This window comes from Pontibacter diazotrophicus (assembly GCF_003367245.1).
Taxonomy (GTDB): domain Bacteria; phylum Bacteroidota; class Bacteroidia; order Cytophagales; family Hymenobacteraceae; genus Pontibacter; species Pontibacter diazotrophicus.
In genome coordinates this window covers 11,048-35,566 of the sequence record NZ_QRGR01000033.1, presented here as the reverse complement: position 1 = coordinate 35,566, position 24,519 = coordinate 11,048, and the positions used below count along the sequence as shown (strand labels likewise).

At 47.8% G+C, this 24,519-nt stretch carries 19 protein-coding genes and 1 tRNA gene; 10 read left to right on the top strand and 10 right to left on the bottom strand.

Features of this window, described 5'->3' with window-relative positions; genetic code table 11:
- The first annotated feature begins 41 nt into the window (after positions 1-41).
- A complete protein-coding gene (locus DXT99_RS22475; RefSeq protein WP_115567843.1) occupies positions 42-1,103 on the top strand; it encodes a PA0069 family radical SAM protein in 1,062 nt (353 codons plus the stop codon).
- 403 nt (positions 1,104-1,506) lie between these two features.
- Here DXT99_RS22475 and DXT99_RS22470 read toward each other — a convergent pair whose 3' ends face one another.
- Positions 1,507-2,379: a manganese catalase family protein gene (locus tag DXT99_RS22470; RefSeq protein ID WP_115567842.1), complete on the bottom strand. Its 873-nt coding sequence runs from the start codon at positions 2,377-2,379 to the stop codon at positions 1,507-1,509.
- Positions 2,380-2,702: 323 nt separating this feature from the next.
- Here DXT99_RS22470 and DXT99_RS22465 point away from each other — a divergent pair, with 323 nt between their 5' ends.
- The 4 genes from DXT99_RS22465 to DXT99_RS22450 all read left to right on the top strand — a co-directional run bounded on the left by DXT99_RS22465 (position 2,703) and on the right by DXT99_RS22450 (position 6,700).
- Entirely contained in the window at positions 2,703-3,497 is a 795-nt protein-coding gene (locus tag DXT99_RS22465) for an FRG domain-containing protein (protein WP_115567841.1), read from the top strand.
- 90 nt (positions 3,498-3,587) lie between these two features.
- Positions 3,588-4,715 (top strand): hypothetical protein, encoded by a 1,128-nt coding sequence (locus DXT99_RS22460; protein WP_147294279.1) that lies wholly within the window; start codon positions 3,588-3,590, stop codon positions 4,713-4,715.
- 863 nt (positions 4,716-5,578) lie between these two features.
- Positions 5,579-6,472, top strand: a complete 894-nt coding sequence (locus DXT99_RS22455; RefSeq protein ID WP_115567839.1) for a transglutaminase — start codon at positions 5,579-5,581, stop codon at positions 6,470-6,472.
- 156 nt (positions 6,473-6,628) lie between these two features.
- Positions 6,629-6,700: transfer RNA gene (locus DXT99_RS22450), tRNA-Glu, on the top strand.
- Positions 6,701-6,860: 160 nt separating this feature from the next.
- Here the strand turns inward: DXT99_RS22450 and DXT99_RS22445 are convergent.
- Together DXT99_RS22445 and DXT99_RS22440 are read right to left on the bottom strand one after the other, a co-directional pair.
- Positions 6,861-8,732, bottom strand: coding sequence for a serine hydrolase domain-containing protein (locus tag DXT99_RS22445; RefSeq protein WP_115567838.1), 1,872 nt, complete (start codon positions 8,730-8,732; stop codon positions 6,861-6,863).
- 88 nt (positions 8,733-8,820) lie between these two features.
- Entirely contained in the window at positions 8,821-9,963 is a 1,143-nt protein-coding gene (locus tag DXT99_RS22440) for an AraC family transcriptional regulator (protein ID WP_115567837.1), read from the bottom strand.
- A 538-nt stretch (positions 9,964-10,501) separates the two neighbouring features.
- Here DXT99_RS22440 and DXT99_RS26880 point away from each other — a divergent pair.
- Positions 10,502-10,888, top strand: a complete 387-nt coding sequence (locus DXT99_RS26880) for a hypothetical protein (RefSeq protein WP_147294278.1) — start codon at positions 10,502-10,504, stop codon at positions 10,886-10,888.
- A gap of 72 nt (positions 10,889-10,960) precedes the next feature.
- Here the strand turns inward: DXT99_RS26880 and DXT99_RS22435 are convergent, their stop codons facing one another.
- The 5 genes from DXT99_RS22435 to DXT99_RS22410 all read right to left on the bottom strand — a co-directional run bounded on the left by DXT99_RS22435 (position 10,961) and on the right by DXT99_RS22410 (position 16,120).
- A complete protein-coding gene (locus DXT99_RS22435; RefSeq protein WP_115567836.1) occupies positions 10,961-11,965 on the bottom strand; it encodes an LLM class flavin-dependent oxidoreductase in 1,005 nt (334 codons plus the stop codon).
- 453 nt (positions 11,966-12,418) lie between these two features.
- Positions 12,419-13,099 carry an NADPH-dependent F420 reductase gene (locus tag DXT99_RS22425; protein WP_115567835.1) on the bottom strand — a complete coding sequence of 227 codons (681 nt, stop codon included), beginning with the start codon at positions 13,097-13,099 and terminating at the stop codon, positions 12,419-12,421.
- A 43-nt stretch (positions 13,100-13,142) separates the two neighbouring features.
- Entirely contained in the window at positions 13,143-14,531 is a 1,389-nt protein-coding gene (locus tag DXT99_RS22420) for an NtaA/DmoA family FMN-dependent monooxygenase (RefSeq protein WP_115567834.1), read from the bottom strand.
- An 11-nt stretch (positions 14,532-14,542) separates the two neighbouring features.
- Complete coding sequence (locus DXT99_RS22415) at positions 14,543-15,289, bottom strand: NADPH-dependent F420 reductase (RefSeq protein ID WP_115567833.1); 747 nt, start codon at positions 15,287-15,289, stop codon at positions 14,543-14,545.
- Between the two features lie 39 nt (positions 15,290-15,328).
- Entirely contained in the window at positions 15,329-16,120 is a 792-nt protein-coding gene (locus DXT99_RS22410; protein ID WP_115567832.1) for an NADPH-dependent F420 reductase, read from the bottom strand.
- Between the two features lie 243 nt (positions 16,121-16,363).
- Between DXT99_RS22410 and DXT99_RS22405 the strand changes: the two genes are divergently transcribed.
- From DXT99_RS22405 to DXT99_RS27160, 4 genes are all read left to right on the top strand, one after another.
- Complete coding sequence (locus tag DXT99_RS22405) at positions 16,364-16,714, top strand: winged helix-turn-helix transcriptional regulator (RefSeq protein ID WP_115567831.1); 351 nt, start codon at positions 16,364-16,366, stop codon at positions 16,712-16,714.
- A gap of 73 nt (positions 16,715-16,787) precedes the next feature.
- Positions 16,788-17,198, top strand: a complete 411-nt coding sequence (locus DXT99_RS27600; protein ID WP_246000961.1) for an NAD-dependent epimerase/dehydratase family protein — start codon at positions 16,788-16,790, stop codon at positions 17,196-17,198.
- A gap of 6 nt (positions 17,199-17,204) precedes the next feature.
- Positions 17,205-17,855 carry a Rossmann-fold NAD(P)-binding domain-containing protein gene (locus DXT99_RS27595; protein ID WP_394851342.1) on the top strand — a complete coding sequence of 217 codons (651 nt, stop codon included), beginning with the start codon at positions 17,205-17,207 and terminating at the stop codon, positions 17,853-17,855.
- An 85-nt stretch (positions 17,856-17,940) separates the two neighbouring features.
- Positions 17,941-18,084, top strand: coding sequence for a hypothetical protein (locus tag DXT99_RS27160; protein ID WP_181885224.1), 144 nt, complete (start codon positions 17,941-17,943; stop codon positions 18,082-18,084).
- 455 nt (positions 18,085-18,539) lie between these two features.
- Here DXT99_RS27160 and DXT99_RS22395 read toward each other — a convergent pair whose 3' ends face one another.
- Together DXT99_RS22395 and DXT99_RS22390 are read right to left on the bottom strand one after the other, a co-directional pair.
- Complete coding sequence (locus DXT99_RS22395; protein WP_115567850.1) at positions 18,540-21,068, bottom strand: glycoside hydrolase family 9 protein; 2,529 nt, start codon at positions 21,066-21,068, stop codon at positions 18,540-18,542.
- A gap of 833 nt (positions 21,069-21,901) precedes the next feature.
- Entirely contained in the window at positions 21,902-23,935 is a 2,034-nt protein-coding gene (locus DXT99_RS22390) for a serine hydrolase (protein WP_115567830.1), read from the bottom strand.
- Positions 23,936-24,519: the final 584 nt, after the last annotated feature.

Sequence of the window (24,519 nt, the reverse complement as noted above, 5' to 3'; positions counted from 1 at the left end):
ACATTAGCAAACTAACTATATTAGCAAAACGTAAAACAACTATGAAAGCAGAAGAATTTATAAAAGGACGTGGAGCACAATACAATCCCGCCAATCCTTACCTGAAACAGGAGTATGTGTCGGAGCATGTAGAGGGGCTGGATGAGCCGATGTTGTCTAACTCCAGCACCGAATTTTTTAAAGAGTACCCAAAGAAAATTGTAAATAAAGTAGAGAGCCCGGATCTGGGGCTCAGTTATTCCCTGAATCCTTACCAGGGCTGTGAACACGGCTGCATCTACTGCTATGCCCGCAACACGCACCAATACTGGGGCTATGGCGCAGGCCTCGACTTTGAGCGGAAGATAGTTGTAAAGGAGAATGCAGCTGAGACACTGGCAAGGCAGCTGGAAAACAAAAACTGGCAGGTGATGCCTATTATGCTGGCGGGAAACACCGACTGCTATCAACCGATAGAGGCAAAGAAGAAACTGACGCGCCAGATCTTAGAGGTGCTGCTGCAGTACCGCCACCCAGTCAGCATCATCACAAAAAACGCGCTCATCCTCCGCGACCTGGACCTGTTGCAGGAATTGAATAAACTGGACCTGGTACACGTAAATATCAGCATCACTACGCTCGACGAGAAACTACGGCAGAAGCTGGAACCCCGTACAGCTACGGCGGCAAAGCGACTGGAGGTGGTGCGGCAGCTGACTGCTGCCGGTTTGCCAGTTAACGTCATGGTAGCCCCCGTTATCCCGGGCCTCAACGACTCAGAAATCCCGCAAATCATAAAGCAAGCTGCAGCGGCAGGTGCCTGTAACGCGGCCTATACCATTGTGCGCCTGAACGGGAACGTTGGCCCTATTTTCGAGGATTGGATACGGGAGACTTTCCCCGAAAAGGCAGAGAAAGTGCTGCGCCAGATTGCCGACTGCCATGGCGGCCAGCTAAGCGACAGCCGCTTTGGCACCCGCATGCGCGGCGAAGGCAAGTTTGCAGAGGCAATCGCGAACCTGTTCCGGATGAGCAAGCAGAAATATATGCAGCACCGCAGCACCAAGCCTTATAACTACAGCCACTTCTGCACCCGCAGCGGCAAACAGCTAGGTTTGTTTTGATGGTTATAAGAGGATTATATACAAAGCGTATGATGTGTATCAAGTCCCTCTTTGAAGGGAGTAGGTCGTTTCATTTACATTCAAAAGGTTTCAATGCCATATATTATGGCGCGAGCGTCTTCGTTCGTGTCTACTATTCTACGGCCTCTGGCCGCTTTAATTAATACCAATCGGCCAGAGGCCGCGTGATATCAATCACGAGCCTGGAGGCTCGCGCTATGAAATATGTTGAATGAAACAGCCCTATTCCTCTTAAGTGGGACAGAAAGGACCACAGACAGATAATTGCAAAGTATGCCGCCCCGGTGTTCATTTGGAAGAGTTGAATGGTACGTAAAAAACAAAAGCGGAAGGAACTGCTGTTCCCTCCGCTTTTATAAAAATGATTGGCTATAACAAATGCCTACAGGTTCTTCTTCACTCTTTTCAATAAACCTTTGGCTCCTGATCCCATCATCTGCTCTTTCTGAGCATGTCCTTTTGGAGCTGGCGCTGCCAGTTCCGGCTCCTGGCCTTGCGGCCTTCCGAGCTCATATTTAAACATGCCCTTGCCATCCATAGATTTACCTTGTGTCCAACGTCCGTCAGTTTCAGGCTTGCAATCCAATCGGGTTGACATGAAAGTATAGTTCGCATCCTGGTTTTCCATTGCCTGCGGGAAGCTGTTTGGAATCGGGTGCACACCTTCCAGTCCGCCGAGCTCTTCAAGCACTGCCAGCCACTGGTTCTGGTGCATCGTGTCGCGGGCAATCAGGAAAGAAAGCATGTCTTTCATGCCTTTATCATCTGTAGCCTCCCATAAGCGGGTAGCCAGCAGCCTTCCTGTGGACTCGGCCATTACGTTGGCATACATATCAGCGGCAATGTTTCCGCTACCTACCACCCAGGAACCATTGAATGGAACACCGTTCGAATCTACAGGCATGGCACTCATACCAGCAGACAATACGTGGCGCGGGTTCATACCACCCATTATAGCCCCGACTATTTTATCCTTGGCCATCTCTTCCTGCAGAGACTGTGGTGCTCCCTCCAGGTTCAGGGCAACTGCGGTAGCCAGCATCTCGATGTGTGCTATTTCTTCGGTACCTGTTTCCATCAGCATGTCGCGGTACTTCACATCACCTCTGAAGCCCCAGGCCTGGAACAGGTACTGCATACAGACTCTTATCTCTCCTTCGATACCTCCGATAGCTTGTTGTAACATATTGGCAAAAGCGGGATTAGGTTTGTCCACTTTTACCGTGTACTGTAGTTTGTTATCATGGTAAAACATAGTGTATAGTATTTATATATGAAACATAACAGAAATTACGGGACCCTTACCTATCAGTTTTCTATATAAAGATCACGTAATATTAAGACACCTTGTTATAACACGTATAATAAATAATATAAATAGTACAATAACGCAATATTATATACTCTCGTTTAACCTTGTTTAAAGCATTAATAAACAATTATTTAAAGCGATAACTTAAATTTATCCTTTACTTACCCAACCCCATTACTGGCAAAGCAGGTGTAACATATAGCACGTAGAGAAGTATGTAATCGCATAGCATATTTTTCTTATTACTTTCAAGATAAGGCACAGAGATGGAACTGGGAAAAGACATTGTAGTGGAAAGTTGGATAGAGTTGCAACAGATTCTATTTGACCATACCTGGGACGAGAACATCAACCGGTTCCGGTCCTCTTACGTTTACCGCGGAACCTGGAACAAGAGCTTTGACCTGAGTACCAGTATTATGCGCATTGGCAGCCAGTATGAAAAGCTGGAACCGCACCTGCTCCGGAACTTCCGGAAATATGCATACGACAACTCTAACCCTACCGGCGACTCTATCTGGAACTGGCTGGCCATTGCCCAGCACCACGGCCTGCCCACCCGGCTGTTAGACTGGACCTACTCCCCTTATGTAGCCTTGCATTTTGCTACAGAAGATCTGTCCAAGTACGACCATGACGGTTGTGTGGTGTGTATCAACTATGTTAAAACAAGCGAGTACCTTCCTGTGCCCCTGAAGCGGGTGCTGGAAGAAGAGGGCTCAAACGTATTCACGCCTGAGGTACTGGAACCGGTAGCGCCCTCTCTAAAGGCCCTGAAGAGCTTTAAGGAGGAAGAGTTTGTCGTTTTTCTGGAGCCACCTTCCCTTGATGCCCGAATAGTACACCAGTATGCCCTTTTCTCGATGATGTCGGATGTGAAGGCAGGACTGAGTCAGTGGCTCAAGCAACACCCGGACCTATACTTCAGGGTGATAATACCTGCTAAACTCAAATGGGAAGTACGTGACAAACTGGACCAGGCCAACATTACAGAACGGGTGCTGTTCCCCGGACTCTCCGGATTGAGCCAGTGGCTGAAACGGCACTACACCCACTCCTGATTTTTTCACTAAGTAAATGAGCGATTTGTAGCAGGCTAACCGTAAAACTGCTATATTCAGCACTACCTTATACACCTATTTTAATTTTAAATGAATCTGCGCCGATTGTTTTGTGAGAATTCCCTTCTACACATATTTCCAGTTACAACTACCAACGGGATAAGCACCCGTTTTCATTTTAAAAAGTATACCTCCAGAGCAGCTGCGCTACTTTGCGGCTTGATGCTGACAAGCGCCTGCACTCAGGACCGCGACACAAGCTCAGCCGTTATTGCCACTGCACAGGCAGATTCCAATACCACTGCTCCTGCCGTGCCGGCAGATAGCAGCGCACAGCCACAGGACACCCTGGCTGCTATTCCAGCCCCTGTAGAGGAAACACCAATACCAGACACCGCTGCCTATGATTACCCGGGCCCCAGGCCTTTAGCAGGAGCTATACTGCCTCAAAAACGCATTATTGCTTATTACGGTAACCTGCTATCGAAGCGCATGGGCATATTGGGCGAGTTGCCCCCGGAACAAATGCTGCAAAAGCTCGATGAAGAGGTGGCCAAATGGAACGAAGCCGATCCGGAGACACCAGTGCAGCCGGCCCTGCACGCCATCGTGGTAACAGCGCAGGGGCACCCCAGCGCAGGTGGAAAATACAGGCTCCGTATGGCAGACAAGATGATTGACGACGTACTGGAGATAGCCAAGCAGCGTGATGCCATTGTCTTCCTGGATATACAGGTAGGCCAGAGCACCTTGCAGGAGGAAATACCAGCCCTGGAGAAATACCTGAAATTGCCCCACGTACACCTGGGTATAGACCCGGAGTTCTCTATGAAAAGAGGAGGAGTACCTGGCCGCCGCGTCGGCACGTATGATGCCGAAGACATTAACTACGCGACAAAGTATTTGGCAGACTTAGCGAAAGAGCACAACCTGCCGCCGAAGATACTTGTGGTACACCGTTTTACACAGGGCATGGTGACCAACACAGAGAATATTACCTTAAGGCCGGAAGTGCAAGTAGTCATGCACATGGATGGCTGGGGTGGTCCTGTGCTTAAGAAAGATACATATCGCGCCTACATTCAAAAAGAGCCTGTGCAGTTTACCGGATTTAAAATCTTTTACAAAAACGACCTCAAAAAACCACCGGGGCGCCTGATGACACCGGAGGAATTGCTCTCTTTAGATCCGAAGCCACTGTACATTCAGTATCAGTAAGTGAAATTGACGGTGTGCTGTAAACAAAATGCAAATACATAAGCGCCCTGATCGGCTGCACCATTTACGCCACCATTACTTTACCTGCTTTAACCTGCTGCGCCACCTGTAAATCAAAGCAGGTGGCGCAGCAGGTTAAAGCCATTTTATTGTCAGCCAGTGCACAGCGCCTGCTCTGTTTCCTATAACATAAGGTGTTAGCATTTCCTGCCGGTTCAAAAGATTGACCCATGGTAGACAAAGGCACAGAAGCAGACCTCTGCCTATTGGATAACAGCGGTAATAAGCTTGCTAATTTCTTCTTGTTTCGCTATATTAAAACAAGCTCTCATGAGAGCGATGTGAACATGCTTTTAGAACAGAAAAAATCATTCTAAACCTACTCAGCCTTTTCGTGTTTTCAGAGAAGTGGCTCCTTTAAGAGATGAGAAAAATAAGAGAAAATAGACTGCAGTGCTTTTTTCTCATCGATTATATTTCAGCAAAGGATATGGTATAGCTGCTTTAAAATTAACTTGAGAAGGATGATGCAGCAAACCTTATTTCAGAATGCGGCACCAGCATTTATTCAGCTAAGAGCATGTTTAGAATTCATACTTTGCGCTGCAAAAACGAAATTTAAACATGCTCTAAAAGTGCGGTTAAATCAGCTATAAAATTTTGCTCCTAATTAGGGAATTTTTTCTGTCTTAAAACCTTTGATTTATATAGACACCACCCACTTATATAAAAAAAAAAAAGTGGCTGCTGCGTAAAACGAGGAATGTTTTTTGCGTTATAATTTATAGCGAATGAGGATGCTTTTCCACTGCTTGTGCAGGATGTAGTTGTCCATACCGCCTAAACCCTTAAATTAGAAACATATGTTGCAGTTTCTACATTCTTTACGCCTAATGAACCTCACCATGCGGTTCATCCAGATCATCATCGTATTCCCGATGGCGGTGTTGTTTAGCTTTTATGTTCCGCCTTATAACTCCATGGATTACGAGTTGCACTTCCTGTTGTGCCTTCTTTTCTCTGCTTTTATTTCGGTAGTTGTCACCCGGTACAGCCCCAAACTGACTTTACTCTTGTTTGTGAGTATCTTAGGACTGTTTGGCTTTAACAGCACCTTCAAAAACCAAACTTTTGAGGGACTGTACGACGACTACAACGCCCTGCTGGTGAACATGACGAGCAACCCCCACAAGGTGTCCTACTTTAAACCGGTGCGCGGCACGTATTTCCAGAACCAGCGGGTTAAAAGCGCTATGCAACCGAATGACCCGAGGGTTCGGGCCTTTGCCGTAGAAAACTCTACCAGGTACTTCCACGATGAGTACTACCAGAAGTTTGGTAAAATGACCCGCTACTTCTCGCTCTTCAAGCATATTCGCCTGAACTGGAAGTATGTGAACGATCCGCTTGGTATGGATTATTATTCTCCGCCGGTAGAAAGTATGGGCCTGCTGGCTGGCGACTGCGATGACTACGCCATTCTGATGGCATCTTCTGTCATGTCGATTGGCGGCGAAGCCCGCGTGGTGATATCACCGAGCCACATGTATACAGAAGTTAAGATTGGCACTGTAGACGATTTAGATAAAATAAGCTATGCCATCCGCACGCTGTTTCCGGATGAGGTAGCCGGCGGTAAAATACACTTTCACGAAACAGGTGGCAATCTCTGGATTAACTTTGACTATACGGGCAGTCACCCCGGAGGGCCTTTTTTAGAGCCTGAGCTGTATAGCGTAATTTCTTTTGAGAAGTAGGCAACCTTGCAGGTTGATAAAAGAAGATGAAACAGTGCCGTTTTAATATTTTAGCTCTGTATATCAGCATTTTCAGCTAATAAGAGATATTTTTTCCCCTGGAGCCCTTGTAATTAAAAAACAGCCTCCTATATTTGCATCGCAATACAGCAACAAGGCCCGTTCGTCTAGGGGTTAGGACGCCAGATTTTCATTCTGGTAACAGGGGTTCGATTCCCCTACGGGCTACTACAGCAAAAAAGCCGCTCCATGTTAAATGGAGCGGCTTTTTCAGTTCGATAAAAGCCTTATAATTTCCCTTCGGTTAAAACCACTCATATTATAACCTCTTATTTTTAGGATTAAAACCCTACAGTAGGAGGCCTTAGCTCCCCTGCTAGCGGCAGCATTAGTACCAGTTGCTAATCACCAGAACTGTAAATAAGTAGCAGCCACAGAGAGCCACCGCTGCCATATAGACCCTCAGCCACCTACTCTGCAAAGATTTCCAGCGCAACACCAGCAAAATTGCAGAGCCAAGTGTAAAGAAAGCAAAAAGGTATCTTCCAGTCGTCCACATTATGGTAATGTCGCTAATAGGCACCCCCGTCGTGATGTGGTGTATGAACTGGGAAATTGCCCAAATGCCCAACAGCAGGCCAAGCGTAGCCAAGGCCGGTGAAAGCCGCAGAAGATATGCGTTTAGACTTTTCTTCCTAATTAGAAGCAAGCGTGTGGCTGACACGAGACCGAACACAATAGAGCTTGCCATGATGAGAAGGCAAAGGAACAGCAAGGCAATCGGTGCCCACGCCTCAACTGCGCTTATTCTTTCGAAATACATCGTGTCCTCCACTATCGCCGGTTGGTTCTCACCGTCCCTCAGCAACATAATCCTTGGGTCCTTTGCCCATTCATTGGTAAACAACAGGCGACGGCTGTCTGCCGCTTTCCAGTTCATGGAGCCGCCAAGAAGGAAGTTTGCATTCAACACATCCTGGTGCCGCTCCAGTTTGAACGTGCTCTGCAGGCTCTGAAAGTAACCCATGTAGCGGTCAGAGCCGCTACTGAGCCTGTAATACCCTAGGAAGGGCTTGACCTCAGATACTTGAAGCGGGTAGACGGGCGGGTCTGTCGGAGTGTCAAGGTGCTGTGTCAGAAACCGCGCGATCAGGTCTGTTGCATAGCGGTGGAAACCGGGATTGAAGGTGTTTACGCTGAAGGCAAACCCAAGGCCCAACTCCCGGTTATAAAGGAAGTTCGACAGGTAACCCGCTATCGATCCAGAATGGCCTCTGAAAACCGTACCGCCTATCTCCCTGCTCTCGTTCCCGAAGGCGTAGGTGTTGTGAAGCCCGGCCTGGGCGGATAGGTAGGTATGCGGCGTCTCAGAATCATGCAGCATCTCCTTGGACAGAAACTGTTCTTTGGGCGTTTGCCAGTCGTGCAGGTAGGCCTGCAGGGCATGGGCAAAATCCATGGCACTGGCATTTAGGGAGCCGTATCCGGGGTTATACTGCGGCTGATGCGGTACCAATTGAAATCTGCTGCCATTCCAAATATACCCCTTGCTGTAAGTTCCCGATCCTTCATCTGTAAGGCTCACATTGGCGTCAGGCATACCTAATCGGGAAAACACTTTCCCCCGCATGTAATCCTGGAAAGATTCACTAGAGACCTTCTCAATCACATAGGCGAGTATGGCGTAGTTGACTCCTGAGTAAGAGTGCCTCTCCCCTGGCTTCCACCTTGACTCCATATGATCCTGGAGTACCTCGAGGCCTTTCAAACCTTTTATTTCCTCACGCTCAAAGTTAAATTCCTCCATAGGCGACTTATCACTAAAGCCGGTACTGTGCTCCATGAGTTGCGCAATGGTGACGGGATTCGCCTCCTCCCATTCATTTTGGAAGGGTATTTCAGGGGCAATGTCCCGAAGGCGGGAATCAAGTTCTAATTTGTCCTCATCCACCAGGCTCAGTACGCCAAGAGCGGTAAACAGCTTGGTGATGGATGCCTGCCGGAAGAGGTGTCGGTCAGTTACGGGGACTTTCTTATCTACATCGGCATAGCCGAGACCGCCCGTATAAATTGTGGAGTCACGGGTAGCGATCGTCAGCATCATGCCCGCCACGTGCTGCCTTTTCATTTCGCTCTCCAACAGCGACTTCAGCTCCTCCAAAGTTTGAGGGGTAGGTACTTCCTGGCAGAGAGCCTTTGAATTGGAGAGGCAGCTAATCAGGCAAAGAAAGAGAAAAAGAGCTTTTCTGCGGGTCGTCATATTTTGTCTTTTCAGTTAAAAATATTTTGACCTGAAGATGGCGAACGCCCCGTATTCTAGCGTTCGGGTGTATCCAAAAGAACATATTTCAGGCGTTTTTCGCCTGTTGCTGTTGGAGTGACTGCTTCACAAACTCCGTTGGTGACTGTCTTGTTAATTTTTTAAAAGCTGTGTTGAAGGTGGTCTTGGAGTTGAAGCCTGCCTGAAAGGCCACTCCGAGCATGTTCAGCTGGTCATGCTGCGTGGAGGACAGCAGGCGTTTTGCTTCCTCCACCCGATGCCTGTTTACAAAAGCGTAGAAGTTCTCTCCGTACACCTCATTTATCAGGTAAGAGAGCTCATGTGCCGACACGCCTACTTTATGGGCAAGCACGGGCAAACTGAGCTCGTTTTCCAGGAACGCTTTGTCATACTGCATCACTTGCTCCAGCTTAACTTGAAGCGACTGCACCATACTTTCGGAAAGCCTTTTCTGCTTCTCGTTCTTATCGGAACCGGCTGACCCTATGATCGGCTCCAACTCCGCGAGTTGCGCCGGAGCAAAGGAAAACACCTCCTTCTGTCGCAGGGAAAAGTAGGCCAGCGAGTAGAGCCCTGCTAGATACAGGAAGGGCGTATAGCTGAACAGCTCCGTAATGTTAAAGAAGGCAAGATTAAACCAAACCAGTACCACGGCAACCAGAGCAAGAAGAAAGTGCCTCAGCCAGGAAAGATCAACGGCCTTGGTTGCGGAGGCTACCTTTTCAATGTTGCGCTGGTGTTGCCGCAGTCTTATAAAGGAAATAAACAGGTAAGCCACTGCTTGCAGCGGGATGACGATCCGTATAATATGCAGAAAAGCGCTTTGTGCAAGCTCACTGTCAAACCGCAAGTTCTCTCCTCTCCAAACGTTGACCACCTGGTATAGTATCCAGAACGCAAAAGGGGCAAAGTGCCAAAGGTCCTGTAATTTGAACCGCTTAGAGGGTGTGGTGAAAAAGAGGATGCTCAGGTATAACGTAGGCGCAGATAGGAACCGAACGGCTTCGACGAAAGCAAAGGCTGTTGGGTATTGTACATGAAGGCTTAAGTTATGCAGGAATATCTCCAGCATGGCACAGGCGAAGGTCCACACGAAAAAAGCGAGCCACCTGTTGGCGACGGTATTGCTCCTACCCGGGTGGTTGACCAGCAGAAAGGCAAGCAAAAAAGCGCCGCCGCAGGTTAAGCCGATTAGCAAAGGGTTATCCATAGTTCATAATGCTTGTTTTGCAGCCACATTTTGGTGCCTATAAATGAACCACCATACTTGCACATGTAGGTCAATATATAACATTTGAACTTACCCATCTATAGGTTTGCTCATATTAAAGCTCTACAAAAAAGCTAGGAGCAGGTTCTACAACAATAGCTAAGTGAAAAACCGCAGGCTACCTTAGGTACGTCATTGAGCTTCTATAAATTCTGCCAAAGCTGCTAAATCTATGTGGAAAAGGTTCGATAATTCACTCCTTCGGTCTACAACAGCCGCTTCAGATAAAACTGGAGCGGCTTTTTTCATTTTCTTGGGACACTAAAACCGCCACCTATCAATTTAATACCTCTCGATTTAACCAAATATTACTTCTTTGGAGGAGGTAAAGCTTCTGTTGTTTACCTTATTCCCTTTGGTGCCCTCCCCTATTATTTGCCATTAGGTAAATCTATCTTATTAGCCTTTGACACACTGTTTATGATATTATGAACGGTCTCAGCTACTCATCTCTTAAAATAAATTATAGGTTTGATTTGTGAGACGACAAAATGAGACGCCATACAGGCTGCAGGGGCAGATACCGCTGCAGGTTCCACAATCTTATCATTCCCACGTTTTCTGGTATTGCGCGGACCTGCGGCGGGTGCCTATCGTAGCTATCCAGCAACGGTTGGCGCGGGTGATACACCCGCTTGTAAGAAGACTTTTCTTATATTTTATTAGTGCACGGGCCGGGGTCTTGCGCTGGATGCTCCCAAGAAGCCGCCACATATCCTACCGACAGCCTCCTCTTTACAGCCATCAAACCGCCAGATCAGTGCAGGGGAAGTTACAAGCACCGGTGCCCAGCCAGCAACTGCTCCCTTGCCGTAACAGAATTCAGCCGTTTGATGAGACGCAAAAGCGGGTAGATAAGGACTAAATACCAAATGCTATCGAAGCATAGAACTGGCATAGCTCTTTATTAGAATAATTCCCTTCCTTTTTATCTGCCTTAATTTATTTCTGTCATGATTTCTGCAAACAGTTTTGCGGATTTTAAGCGGTCATTCAGATTGTACATGGTGGATACGGCAATGAGCTCATTCACATGGGTTTGGTCAAAAAATGCTTTTATTTGCTTCTTCACCGTTTCCTTGCTCCCCACAAAGGAATACTTCAGCATTTGGTGCAAGGAAGGGTGCTTCAACAGTGCTTTCAAATCTTCTGTCATTTCTGTTGGCGGGTGTAATGGATCTCTAGCTCCGGTCAGCACACCCACAAACATTCTGATAAGGCTGGTGAACATCATTTCCGCCTCTTCATCAGTATCGGCGACATAGACATTTACCCCGGCTATGGTATAGGGCTGGTTTAAAAACTCAGAAGGCTGAAATTCCTGGTGATAGATCTTCAATGCCTCTAATAAGTAGGTTGAAGCAAAGTGGCTGGCGAACGCATAGGGCAATCCCTTTTTGGCCGCCAAGTGGGCACTGTCTGTGCTGGAGCCCAATATATACAGCGGTACATCGGTGCCTTCAGCAATGGCTGCTCTGACGTTTGAGTTTTTGTTTTCCAACGAAAAGTACCGCTGTATTTTAGCCACTTCTTCGGGAAACGACTGCGCTGCCTTCATAAAATCAGACCGTATAGCTTGTGCAGTTTGAGAATCGGTACCAGGTGCTCTTCCAAGTCCTAAATCAATGCGGTCGGGATACAAATGGGCGAGGGTTCCAAATTGTTCTGCCACAATCAAGGGAGAGTGGTTGGGAAGCATTATACCACCCGAACCGACTCTGATGCTGGAAGTGTTTTCTGCCACATAGCCTATGAGGATGGAGGTGGCGCTACTGCCAATGTTATCTGAGTTATGATGTTCGGCAAACCAGATGCGTTTGTAGTTATTTGCTTCCGCTTCTTTTGCCAAAGCCAGTGCATTGTTCAGGGTTTGTTTTATTGTTTCGCCTTGGGAAACAATGGCTAGTTCTAAAATGGAATAGGCTATCTTCTGATCATCCATAGTACTTGATTCTTATTAAAAGTCTTAGACGTTTCTGTTTACCGGGTACAGCTATTTACAAGCCAAACAGTTGGTTAATCATGTTTCATCTGCTGGGTTCTCTTCTCTTAGCCTTACGGTTTATCAGGCACCGAGCATGCTTGCTGAAGCAACTACCACCAGCACAAGTGAGCGTACAACGATGCTAATAGTAGCCTTTCAGTCAAGTACAAAAACAAACAAATCTACTTTAGATTTCCAACGGCAGCCGAACGATTTAGAGCAACCATTTCTTTGTGAGAAGGAAAGGACTTCAAATTCTGAAATTTCTGCATTACAGCATCGCTTACGGCAGGGGCTTTTCCCTTTTCCGCTGCATTCAGTTCGGTACAACAGGCAGGCGTACACGGCTCCTGTCTCCACGATCCAGCAAGACTTCCGCCGCCCTCCGTTTCAGTATCACTTCCCATACCTCTAAAGATATGGGCGTGCTATTTCATCTGCCTGTTCAAGATTTTCCGCACGTTTACTGATGTCGGCTTTTTGCAAGGCGGCTTTCAACGCATCTTTATCAAGATCCTGGCAATAGGCAGGCTCACCCGGTTGCTGTCTCCATGACTCCGACAAAGCCCCCCCGTCTATGGCATCAAAGCCAATCTTATCAATGAGCTCCATGACCATTTGTTTTTCACGCTCATCATTACCGGCAACCGAGAGAGCAATTCGATTCGGGCTCCCAGCTGGAACAGCCTTCGAAGCTAAGCTTGGGGCAACGATATTGTTGAAAGCCTTGATCACCGGATGGCCAAGCACCTGGGCTACCCATTCGCTATCCGTTAACCCGCCTTCGATAGCAGCGTTCCTACCATCCCTGGAAGGGTAGTAATTACCCGCATCTACAACAATGGCTTTAGAAGCAGACAATATATCTGTTGGGAGATTTACTATCGCTTTGTCGGGAATTGCGATAATGACAAGGTCTTTTGCTCCGGCTGCTTCCTGCGTCGTCACGGGAGTGGCACCGGTTTTCGCAGCAATTTCACTTAATGATTCCGGACCACGCGAGTTTGCAATCGTAACCTGATGTCCGAGATTTGTCAAATATCCGGCCAGTGTGCTGCCTATGTTACCGGCGCCGATTATTCCTATTTCCATATTTTATCTGTTTTGGTTTAATTCGTTGAAGATTAATCATTCCTTACTCCTCCATGGTGCCTTTGCCTTGTGTGGAAACGCGAGGGTCAGTTCCATACTGATCGGGAGCACCAAGGTGTTCGCGTAAAGTCTTGCCCTGATAATCCTGGTGGAAGAGACAACGTTCCTGCAGGATGGGAACCACTTCATCCACAAAGGCATCGATGCCATCTTCGTCAACGTCGGCGGAAATCCAGAAACCGTCCGCGGCACCGGCTTCAAACCACGCCTGCATATGATCGGCAGCCTCAATACCCGGCCCCACAATCACTGGATGATAATCAATTACACCATGGGCAATGATATCGCGCAGGCTCCAGCCTTCCTTTGCAATCTTCAGAGCATGGGCTGAGCGAGGATCAAACGGTGATGGACGCGCAGCATCCAATTGTTCTTTTGAGAGCGGTTCATTCAGACTGTTCAGATCAAGGCGTATGCCAAGCATCTGTTGGAGATACACCACTCGTTGAGGGAATAATCGTTCCGTTAACTTGATTCGGCGATCAAGTGCCGTGCGTCTGTCTTTGGCGATGGTAGTCATCAGGCCGGGGATATATTTGATCTCGTCGGGGTCCCGGCCGTAACGTTTTGCCGCTTCCCGGAATGCATTACGTTGGGCACGTGCATCTTCAATGGTAAATGCTGCTCCAATTACCGCATTGGCGAAACGACCTGCCAGTTCATGGGCATTAGGGCTGCCTCCTGCATGGAAAATGAGGGGCTGCCCCTGTTCCGACGGAGGAATATAGAGTGGTCCCCGAGAGCCCACATGCTTTCCTTCTACATTTATTGGAAGGATCTGATCTCTCTTCGCAAACTGTCCGCTCTCTTGGTCATGTACCCAGGCATCTTTTCCCCAACTGCCCCAAAGTGCTTGGATGAGCTGGATGACCTCGTGCGCACGTCCATAGCGTTCCTCACTGGACGGAATGCTTCTTCCGTAGTTTGCTGCGACGGCATCACCACTGGAGGTGACTGCATTCCAGCCTGCGCGGCCATGACTCATAACATCCAGCGCTTTAAATTGTCTGGCAAGATTGAAAGGCTCGTTGAATGTAGTAGAACCGGTGGCTACTAAACCAATTCGCTTGGTTTCCCGTGCAACAGCAGCAAGGGTGAGCATCACATCGAGATTAAAACTAGGCGCTTCATTTTCTATATCAGTTAGAGCTGCACCAGGGCCATCCGGCAAAAATATAAAGTGAAACTTACCGCGTTCAGCTGCCTGGGCCTGTTTGACCCGCGCGTCATAGCTGGTATAACTTTTTGGATCAACGCCGGGCATGCGCCATGCTCCCTGCTGAGAACCGTATCCATTGCCTATATGCAAGCCGATAAGCATCTGTTTACTTGTTTTAGAGGCGTGCTTTACTTTTTCTCTGGAAGAATCCATGACCTTATAAGTTACATATACAACACGCGGCTTAAACGGACACCATAATCCGCATCGGGGTTGGTGGTGGCATCTCCCAACCGTTCTTGAAATGCCGCAACAGCCAAATCCCTTCGTTTGGGCAACCGCTCTCTTTCGGCTGTATCAATGGCAGCTTCTATTTCTTTCAGCGTTAGATCCGTGCCGTATACAGGCGCTCCTGGTTGCTGCCGCCAGGAATCCGCCAGGGAATCTGCGTCGAAAGCATCAAATCCGGTATCACTAACCAATGCGATAGTTACCTTTCGGTCCATTTCCCGATCTGCAGCTATTGGGATAGCAATCCGGTCAGGGCTTTCGGCCGGTTTACCTTTCTTGGCAAAGGAATCTGAACCAATGGCGTTCCAGGCCTTTGCTACCGGACGTTCCAATTGTTCCTGCACCCATAGGCTTTCGACCTGCCCGGCCTCAATGCTGTCAATCTTGTTGTCACGTCCGGGATAATAGTTTGAGGTGTCAATGACGACTGTTTCATCTGAAACACCTGCCAGAAGCGGCGCAATCTCAGGAATGCGGTTTAGAGGGATGGATAAAATGATAGCATCCTTGTCTAAAACAGCTTGCTGTACCGTAACCGCCTTCGCACCTGTAGCAAGCACATCAGTATCTATAGTTTCCGGGCCTCTGGAATTAGCGACATTTACCTCATGTCCTGCCGCACTTAATGTTAGTGCTAACGTTTTACCGATATGGCCGACGCCAATGATTCCTAACTTCATATCTTGTATTCAATTTAAACTCAAAAAATAATTTAACTATCAGTGCTTTCTTGGAGGCAAATTATTGATAGCGCGGACTATGTCTACCGCATGGTCAACAAAGCCTTCAGGGTAATCTCCTGATAAGATAATCTTAAAGTACTCGTCACCTATGTCCTGCATTTTGCCAAATAACAGCTCCTGGTTTTCTCTAAGTGTTTCTCTGTTGGCTGATGCCCGGGCCTGGACAAGCTCAGGCAATGTCAGGTCTGTGCAATAGGCTGGGGAACAAGCCTGCTGGCGCCAGGAGTCTTCCAGTAGACCGGCATCCAGTGCGTCGAAACCTGCGTCATCCACCAGGCCTAGCACCACCTCTTTTGATTTCTGCTCATCACCCGAGACGGCCACCGCAACCCTGTCTTTACTTCCTTTTGGTCTTCCTTCTGTAGCAAGGCTATACGCGCCAATATTGCTGAATGCTTTTACTACCGGTCGGCCAAACTGCTCCTGCACCCATACACTGTTCACCATACCGTTTTCAACCGCTTCTACCTTTCCATCCCGATGCGGCCAGTAGTTTGTCGTTTCAACGATCACGACACGATCACCAATCTTGCCTTGTAGTGTTTTTACCAGGTCCGGGATATTGATAAAAGGAATAGACACAACAAGCACATCCACATCCTCTGCAACATCATCTACTTCTACTGCCCTTACACCGGCTGCGTTAGCAATTGCCTGAATGCCTGCCACGCCTCTGGCATCTGCGAGTGTAACGTTGTGTCCCGCTTCACTAAATTTTCTTGCCAGGGTCTTGCCGATCACGCCGGCACCGATAACTCCTATTTTCATGTTGTATTATTTTATTAATGATCAATTTTTAGCTACCGGCCTGTTATCCGGTATTTACTTATCCGCTTTTCGATGATCCCTTCGGCCAAAGCAACGGGGTCTGGCGTTAAGACTTTTTCAAATTGCCTCTCCCTCCAGAAATACTGTGCATCAGTTGATTAAGCTGTTGCAAAGTTACCGTTTTTTACTTTCCTTTGTATAGTACTTTCCTAAAGGAAAGTGAAATGCTTAATTTCATGACTTATGGCTAATAAAATGGGGTACCTGTCCTGCCTTGACACGGTAAAGCCGGTGCGGGATGCGATCGAAGTAATTAATGGCAAATGGAAATTGCCTATCATCATCTCTGTTATGACCGGCAACGAGCGGTTCACAGATATACAGGAGAGTATCCCCGGGATCACCCCGAAGGTTCTGGCCAAGGAACTCAAGGACCTGGAGCAGCACCAGCTGATAAAGCGAGTGGTAGTGGATGATTACCCGGTTAAGATCCTGTATAAGCCAGAACCCTATGCCGATACCTTGACTCCTATCATCGAAGCTTTGAAGGGCTGGGGGCTAAACCACCGGAAGAAAATTTTTGAAAAGGAATGATTCTGATTTGCTGGTAGCCCCCTGGAGTTAAAAGTCGTACCTATAAGCTTTAGATGAATTTAAAAAAAGAATTATGAACAGAGTAGCCTTAGTTGTGGGTGTAAGCGGGATCACAGGTAGTAACCTGGCAGAAGAACTGGTAAAGCAGGATTGGACTACCTATGGCCTGGCTCGAAATCCTCATGTGAGCATAGATGGTTTACGGCCAGTTGCAGCAGATCTTCTCAGTCCTGAAGGCCTGTCGGCCGCCCTTGCCGATACTGCGCCCACGCACGTGTTTTTCACCAGCTGGATGCGCATGGAAACAGAGGCAGAGAATATCAGGGTGAATGCAGCGATGGTTCGCAACCTGCTGAATGCCTTGTCTCCGAAGAGATCGGTGCAGCACGTGGCCCTGGTAACAGGGCTGAAGCATTACCTGGGTCCTTTCGAAGCTTATGCTAAAGAAGGATTTCTGCCTGAAACGCCCTTGCGCGAGGAGTAGCCCCGGCTGGATATAGAGAACTTTTATTATGCTCAGGAAGATGAGGTGTATGCCGCTGCCGCCCGTGATGGCTTTACCTGGAGCATTCATCGTCCGCACACGGTTATTGGAAAGGCGGTAGGCAACCAGATGAACCTGGGAACCACCTTAGCCGTTTACGCCACTATTTGCAGGGAAACGAAGCGACCGTTCCGATGGCCCGGCTCAGAAGCACAGTGGAACGGCCTGTCGGATGCGACCGACGTACGGGTGCTGGCCAAGCATTTGATATGGGCAGCAACGACGGAAGCAGCCCATAATGAAGCGTTCAATGTAGTTAACGGAGAGTACTTTCGCTGGAAATGGCTGTGGAAGCGCCTGGCCAGTTGGTTCGATGTGGAGCCTGTTGGCTTTGACGGTACCGTTCACCCCCTGGAGGACCAAATGGCCCAGGATGGCCCGTTGTGGCGCGATATTGCCGGGCGGTACAGCCTGGCAGAACCAGATCTGAATCGATTGGCTTCACCCTGGCACACTGATCTGGACCTGGGACGTCCCATTGAGGTGATGACCGACATGTCCAAGAGCCGCAAGCTGGGCTTCCTGATATACCAAAGAACCGACGAGTCGTTTTTTGACCTGTTCACGCAATTGCGCAAAGACCGCTTGATTCCCTGAAGCCCTTCATCACATAAAAAGAGATAATCTTACAGCAAGTACATCGATAAAGGATGGGCTAAAAGCTCTAATAAGCTGAATTAGGATGAGTAAAATAACGGACAGCTTTGCTTTAAGAACAAAATACCAACTGCCAACACTGGTAGCCACAATGCCTTTTTCTGCCCTGCTCGTTTCTACAATGGTGAAGGACATTCCTTATGCTTCGCAAACTTTATCTGTAGCTTAACGAGGCCGATAACTATATGAAACCGTTACGCTTCTGTCTAACATAATTGTCGTTATAGAACATGTAAGGCTCCCCTGGATGAGGAACCTCACATGTTTGTGGCCCATAAGCCCCATTATGCTTAATAGAGAGGCAACCGTTGGCGGTATAAAAAGCTGCCGTTTGAAGCGGTATTCTGTCACGTTACACGTAAGTGGAAGCGGGCTACAACCCTTGAATTGCCAACTGTCCGGCATTTTTTATACCGCATGTTAGCAAAACTCAAAGTTTAAAGCCCTGGTGTAAACCGTTAAGTATACCCCCTGATTGTACTGTTTATCAAATCGTTTTCAGCCTTCTGCACAGCTCAAAAAAATAGCGTAAGTGATAAGCCATCAATGAATGGACTTATCACTTGCGCTAAAATTTAACAGTTCGAATCAGTAGCTGACTCTAATATGCTCAATACAGGTTGTTTATTTTATTAAATTCTTGAAAGCTGATCCAAAAATTAAATAGCTGGTATTTCCAGCAATCGTGCCCTCGTTTTGTCCCCACAGAAACGGCCAGTCGTCGTAGTTTTCAAAGTGGTCGGGTTTTCTGAATAATACACCCGGAGCAACATTGCCCGGAATAAAGGAGAAATCGGCCCTGTTATTGCCGTAAAAGACCGCTTTGGGACGAGTGGCACCCACCGTTGCCACTAAAGAATAATTGTGATACGGATGGGCGCCAAACAGATAGTTTGTGGCCTTGAAAGCATGGCTGGCGTCGACAACGTCTGGGAAATACTTGTTGGCAAAGCAAATGGTGGTTCCAAAATTCGTAACAGATCCACTACCTGCCCAGTTACCAAGGTCGATCGGTACTCCGTACGGATTATCCTTTTCAAGCCCTTTGATGTAATCATTGTACTTTACCACAAACGGGCGGAGCTTATCTTTGTAGGATGCGTCCATGTGCGGTATGGCGTTTAGTGCCGTCAAAAGTTGGAAGGTAACGCCACGGTCAAGTGCAGGCCATAAAAGTTCCTGAAACTTATCCTTGTACTGTTGCTCCCCGGTTGCGATATACAGTTGGAGATTGGTCCCCACATTTGCTGATCTGCTCCATCTTGAGGTATCCTCCGGCTGGTTGGCAAGTAGTTCCGTTGCCTCTTTTAGAAGTCTTTTCGACTGTTCCAACGCTCTTGCAGAAAGATCGTCGTTATATCCTTTCAACGCCCGGCTTGCAGCGGCCAACATGGTTGCTGCACGAAGATCGAGGCTGGGGTTGCGGCTTGTGAATGCCCACAAATCATCCTTCACGCCACTCGACTGGCCGTCGGGGGCTACTTCGTAAGGGCCAAGGTTCGGATTATAGGGGAGGCCGTCTGTTGCTGAGGCTGCGTCACCAAGGTGATGGTAATTATCAAGAACAGCGTTGGAAAGGGTTTGTGACATGTGGCCGATAACCTCTGCCTGCGCTACCAGGTTCAATGTTCCGTGCTCTATAAACTGCAACATGTCCGGCGTTCCATCGGGCCGGTGAAGATCAACATAACGCTGCTTCTGGCTTACAAACGTCTGGTCGCGTTGGGGTTTAAAATACTCCCAGGTATGAACAAAGTTCTGCACCACGTTTATATTCGATCCAGTCTCGATGTCAAAATCGCCGGCATCGAAAAAACCGCCTACATTTAAACCAGGGATCGATTCGAGTGCTTTATACTTGGTATCGGTTGTTGGTCCCTGGGCATGCAGGTCGAAATGGTCGCTGTTGGGCGGAGCCTGGAGATAACCTTCTTTGAAGGGCTCGCCATGCCATACCCGGTACCCCTCGTTGACGAACATATGGTTCATATGGATGGGGATCCATATGTCGCTGGTGGCATCGGTGATCTTGTCGTAGACGTTATTTTCTATTAAAAAATTGTTTGTTTTAAGATTGCCGTACTGGATATAGTATATACCAGGGGTATTGACTGAAGTAAAATCAAATTTCACATAGTGATATTTGAAATAGTTGCCCCACGGCGCGATTTTACCGCCGAATACTTCGGTAGCTTTGCCGTCGTTGCCCACTTTATACAACGAGGCTTTTGCAAGCGGTTTGTCTTTCTTGTCAAGCTCAATAACAGCCACTTTTTGTTGCGAAGGGAGGTAGCCCACTTGTGAGAAACCGATATTTGGTTCTCTTTTCCAACCTTTTATTGCATTTGGTTCAATGGTCCAGGTCAACACCTTGCCTGTTTTTCCTGCCGGAAGTAAACTGCGAACGACAAACCAGCCGTTCTGTGCCAGCATACGCCCATCGAAAAGCATCAAATCGGCATCCGGCGAGGCGATTTTTACCAAACGTTCGGGTTCATCGGGTGCAAGGAGAAAGGTACGGCCGGTTTCGAGCGGGAGCGGATCGATATATTTGCCGGTCCCCCTGTCGTCGGAAGTTACAAACCCCTTAAACTGCTTTGGTTTTTCACTGTTAGGCCTCGTTACGGTGTTGCCTACCACATAGCGCGGAAACCGATTATAACGCCCATCCATCAAATAGGCCTTATTCCAATACTGCGAGGGTAGAAACTCAAGATTGAATCCGGCGGCCCCTTCAAGTGCCTTTGGAAGAGGTTTGTCAAGGTACACAGCTATCTCAATCCCTTTACCCTTCGGCGTGACAACCACCCGCGAATCAAAATCATACTCTTTATACCTTAAGGTAGCCTCGATGGTATTCGAGGCACGGTCTACCTTTCGGTTCAGTATTTCCGGAACTAGATCCCACTGCTCGGGAGTGTTGGAAAGTCTCACAGCGCCGCCTTGCGCTGTTCTGACGCCATGGTGAATTATTTCTATACCGGCGTTCTTCTCATCGTTGAAACCTCCTGTAAAAAGATTATTGTACACCAGGACATTGATGCCTTGCGTCTCGAAATACTCAAGATCATTGAGTTTCAGATCCTGGCTTGAAGCATAGTTGAATGCCGCCAGTAGCAGCACTACAACTGATAAAAATATTCGTCTTTTCATGTTTATTGTAAAAATCATTTATGAAACCGATTGCAATCTTATAAAGATATAATAAACAGTCATTAACATTAAAGAAAAAGATAAAAATAGTAGAGGTTACAAATTTCCCAATAATGCTAATCGTCACTTTTGTGCAGTGGCCAATTTATCTCTGCACATTGAACTTTCTGCAAGACATCATTAAAATACCATTTTTAATGATGGTATCTGGTGAGCAGCACGCATTTTTTACTAAATTATAATATAAGCTGAAGTCTATTCGGCTTATTTGTCGGAATCTACAAAAAACCGGAATGGGGCTAGTATTAAGCAACCTGCAGAAAGTTTCTGCTTCCCGCAAAAGTACTCACCGGCAACCACTCCAAGAGGCTTGAAAGGCGGTTTCTACCATAACACTTCATATAATAAACAGGCAATGAGTTGCTATTATAGAAGAGGGTGTTTATTGACCCTCTCCTACAGCTATATACTTATCAACAGCCACTAAATCTTTGTGGACATGGTTCGATAATTCGATACTCAGGTCTACAGGAAAGCCCCTCAGTAGCAACTGAGGGGCTTTTATTATCTCCGGATACTAAAACCGCCACCTGTAAATTTAACACCTTTTAATTAGGCCAATAAATATTTTTATTAGAGGAGGTAAAGCTTCTGTTGCTTACATTATTCCTCTTGGTGCCCTCCCCTACTCTTTGCCTTTAGGTGATGTAGGTGTGACTTCACAGCTCAGGCACACCATCAAAAGACCCTAACTTTTCATAGATTAGGGTCTTTTGATGGTGTGCCTGAAAATGTCAGCCTACTTTAGGACGGATCACAGTAATGCACTTATTCTATTTTGTCAGCATTATTTTCTGCTGCCTTACCTCGCTGGAGGTTTGTAGCCTGAGAATGTAAAGTCCCGGAGATAGCTCTTTCCCTGGCTTCCACATCAGCTGATACCTGCTGTTGCCCTGGGCTTCCCCTCTGTACAACACCCCTACTTCCCGCCCTTTGATGTCATATACTTTCACGTTTACTGGTTGCGTATGTGCTAAGGTGAAGACAAGGGTCACATGCTCTGTGAAAGGATTCGGATAAGCCATTAGCTCCTGCTCCTGAATAAGAGCTTCTGGCCTGGTGGTTTTATCTTCGCTTTGAGATTTAGCCTCTTCAGCTTTGGCTGCTAAAAGTGGTATGGTGTAAATGGTGAAGTCTGAGCTGGTGTAGGCCTGTCCGCCGCCAGAGAGCAGGACGCTAATCTTGCCCGTAGTGGCCCCCTGTGGCACCTCAGCTAGTACAAGGAAATCAAAGTAGGTCCGAAACTTTTCGGCTTTCACACCATTAAAATATACCTCCCGCGTAGTTCCTAAATGCCTGCCCACCAATAGCACCTTTGATCCAGGCCAACCTCTGTCCGGGTAAAAGGCTTGAATGCGGGGCTGAAGTACCGTGAAGGAACGTTTACTTTCTGCAGTGCCGCCCGCTGCTTCTAAGGTGATAAGACCACTGGAAGCCGTGGCGGGTACAACAGCCGTTACCCTGTTCTCGCTGATAACTGTAAAATCTGCCTCCACTCCATTGAAGCGTACGGAAGTAGTGGTGGCCAGTCTCTTGCCGTCAATGGTGACAGTGGTGCCTGGCAGCCCCTGCTTAGGTGAAAAAGAACTTATTTGCGGGGCTAAAGCCCGGTAAAGTGCTCTGGCAATGGCGTATGGATCGGCTCCGGCGAAGTTGGAGAGCACTGCCAGTGTTACGTCTCTCTCCGGCTGATGCACCATAACAGTGCGATATCCAACAGCATCCCCATTATGCCCCAGGAAGACCTCGCTGTCGCTAATGTGCGGAATCTGTTTGATACCGTATCCAAGGAAATTGCCGTTCATGTCTGGAGAAGAAGAAATAGATTCCAGCATCATGTCCAGTGTTGCCTGGCTGGTCGCCCTGCCTCTGAACAGCGCATCTCCCCACTCAGCAAGGTCCGTCGCATTGGAGACGATGCCCCCGCCCGCAAAAGCCAGCGACACAATTGCATCCATGGGAAACCGTGAGATATTGGTGTAGGCATCCGGGAAAGTGGGTTGGCCGGTCTGGGCAAAAACCGGGTTGAAGGGGCTAATATTATCGTGTGGCGCAGCCAGCACACCGCGGTCTCCCAGGGGCTCTCTTACCCCCAGGTACATCGACTCAAGGCCAAGTGGCTCAAAGAATCGTTCCCGGTAGTGTTGCTCTATTGGCTTACCTGTAACAACCTCCACCAATGCACCCAGCAGGATGTAGTTGGTGCTGGAGTAGCGGCGCTCAGTGCCGGTTGGGAAGATCTGGTTGGTGAAGGATATCGCCTCGAAGGGTGACCATATCCTTCCCGGTTGAGCCGCCACCGCTATCTGGAGCTGCTGCTCCACGGCATAGTCAGAGAACCCGCTCTCGTGGGCAAGCAGCTGCCGAATGGTGACCTCACTGTTGAGACGCGGGTTAATCTGGCTGAGCGGGAGGTAATTGCTGACAGGATCATCCAAACTGAACACTCCTTCCTGCGCTAACTCCAGCACGAGCGGGGCCGTGAAGGTTTTGGTGATGCTATAGATCTGGGACAGTGTACCAGTGGTGAAAGGAATACCACCAGGCAGCAGGTTGTTCTGCGCGTCTATATTGCGGGCAGCGTATCCGGTGGCTCCCGCCCACAGGAAGTTGTCGCCTACCTTTACAGCGACTGACATACCCCCCACAAAAGGTTCGGAGGTATCGTTTTGGATACTGTCAATCACCTCCTGCAGCCGGGCCTCCGTCTCAGGACCGAACCCTTGCCCGTATGATGCAAGACTAATGGCAAAAAGTATTACCAGCGAGCCAATGCGCCTGATAAATGAGTATAGATGGTATTTCATTATTTGTAGATTTAAGGAAGGAGATGAGATAGAGGCAACAGGTAACTGACTGGAGCAGACATGGAGCAGGGCTAGGTGCAACTGGGGCACCCCGGGCAGAAAATCAAATAAAGAAACTGGCAAAATACCAGGGCATAGAAGAAAGGGTGCAAACACATGCTCCTCAAGCAACCGCTTTAGGAGTGGATAATAGGATAACAGGAAGTGTAGGCGAAATTTATAATTAGCATAATCCAATTCATGATACGTAAAATCTAACCAAGAGTTAGCCTCCTGTTTCTACTTGTTAAAATTTTTAAAGCCCCAAAATAGGATTATGTACCTTCCTCTCCCAAATCTCGATATTTTCCGCCATTTTGGTAGTAGTTATAGAAAAGTGAGTTCCTTCTATAAAACTGAACTGTTGTAAAATGATTTCATTCATAACACTGTATCTGATGCAGGCACTCTCGTAAATGATTCAAATATCAATTGCTCATTCGGAGTAATAGGAATGTAAAAGTAAGTGTATAAAGAGGGGCTTTAACGTTGCTATACTGGCGTTCCTGCTAAACATACCTTCGTAATAAAATAAGGAAGCCTCC

Excerpts from the sequence above, each read along its gene's own strand:
- DXT99_RS22475 (WP_115567843.1), top strand. The coding sequence starts at position 42 with ATGAAAGCAGAAGAATTTATAAAAGGACGTGGAGCACAATACAATCCC.
- DXT99_RS22470 (WP_115567842.1), bottom strand. The coding sequence starts at position 2,379 with ATGTTTTACCATGATAACAAACTACAGTACACGGTAAAAGTGGACAAA.
- DXT99_RS22465 (WP_115567841.1), top strand. The coding sequence starts at position 2,703 with ATGGAACTGGGAAAAGACATTGTAGTGGAAAGTTGGATAGAGTTGCAA.
- DXT99_RS22460 (WP_147294279.1), top strand. The coding sequence starts at position 3,588 with ATGAATCTGCGCCGATTGTTTTGTGAGAATTCCCTTCTACACATATTT.
- DXT99_RS22455 (WP_115567839.1), top strand. The coding sequence starts at position 5,579 with ATGTTGCAGTTTCTACATTCTTTACGCCTAATGAACCTCACCATGCGG.
- DXT99_RS22445 (WP_115567838.1), bottom strand. The coding sequence starts at position 8,732 with ATGACGACCCGCAGAAAAGCTCTTTTTCTCTTTCTTTGCCTGATTAGC.
- DXT99_RS22440 (WP_115567837.1), bottom strand. The coding sequence starts at position 9,963 with ATGGATAACCCTTTGCTAATCGGCTTAACCTGCGGCGGCGCTTTTTTG.
- DXT99_RS22435 (WP_115567836.1), bottom strand. The coding sequence starts at position 11,965 with ATGGATGATCAGAAGATAGCCTATTCCATTTTAGAACTAGCCATTGTT.
- DXT99_RS22425 (WP_115567835.1), bottom strand. The coding sequence starts at position 13,099 with ATGGAAATAGGAATAATCGGCGCCGGTAACATAGGCAGCACACTGGCC.
- DXT99_RS22420 (WP_115567834.1), bottom strand. The coding sequence starts at position 14,531 with ATGGATTCTTCCAGAGAAAAAGTAAAGCACGCCTCTAAAACAAGTAAA.
- DXT99_RS22415 (WP_115567833.1), bottom strand. The coding sequence starts at position 15,289 with ATGAAGTTAGGAATCATTGGCGTCGGCCATATCGGTAAAACGTTAGCA.
- DXT99_RS22410 (WP_115567832.1), bottom strand. The coding sequence starts at position 16,120 with ATGAAAATAGGAGTTATCGGTGCCGGCGTGATCGGCAAGACCCTGGCA.
- DXT99_RS22405 (WP_115567831.1), top strand. The coding sequence starts at position 16,364 with ATGGCTAATAAAATGGGGTACCTGTCCTGCCTTGACACGGTAAAGCCG.
- DXT99_RS27600 (WP_246000961.1), top strand. The coding sequence starts at position 16,788 with ATGAACAGAGTAGCCTTAGTTGTGGGTGTAAGCGGGATCACAGGTAGT.
- DXT99_RS27160 (WP_181885224.1), top strand. The coding sequence starts at position 17,941 with ATGAGTAAAATAACGGACAGCTTTGCTTTAAGAACAAAATACCAACTG.
- DXT99_RS22395 (WP_115567850.1), bottom strand. The coding sequence starts at position 21,068 with ATGAAAAGACGAATATTTTTATCAGTTGTAGTGCTGCTACTGGCGGCA.
- DXT99_RS22390 (WP_115567830.1), bottom strand. The coding sequence starts at position 23,935 with ATGAAATACCATCTATACTCATTTATCAGGCGCATTGGCTCGCTGGTA.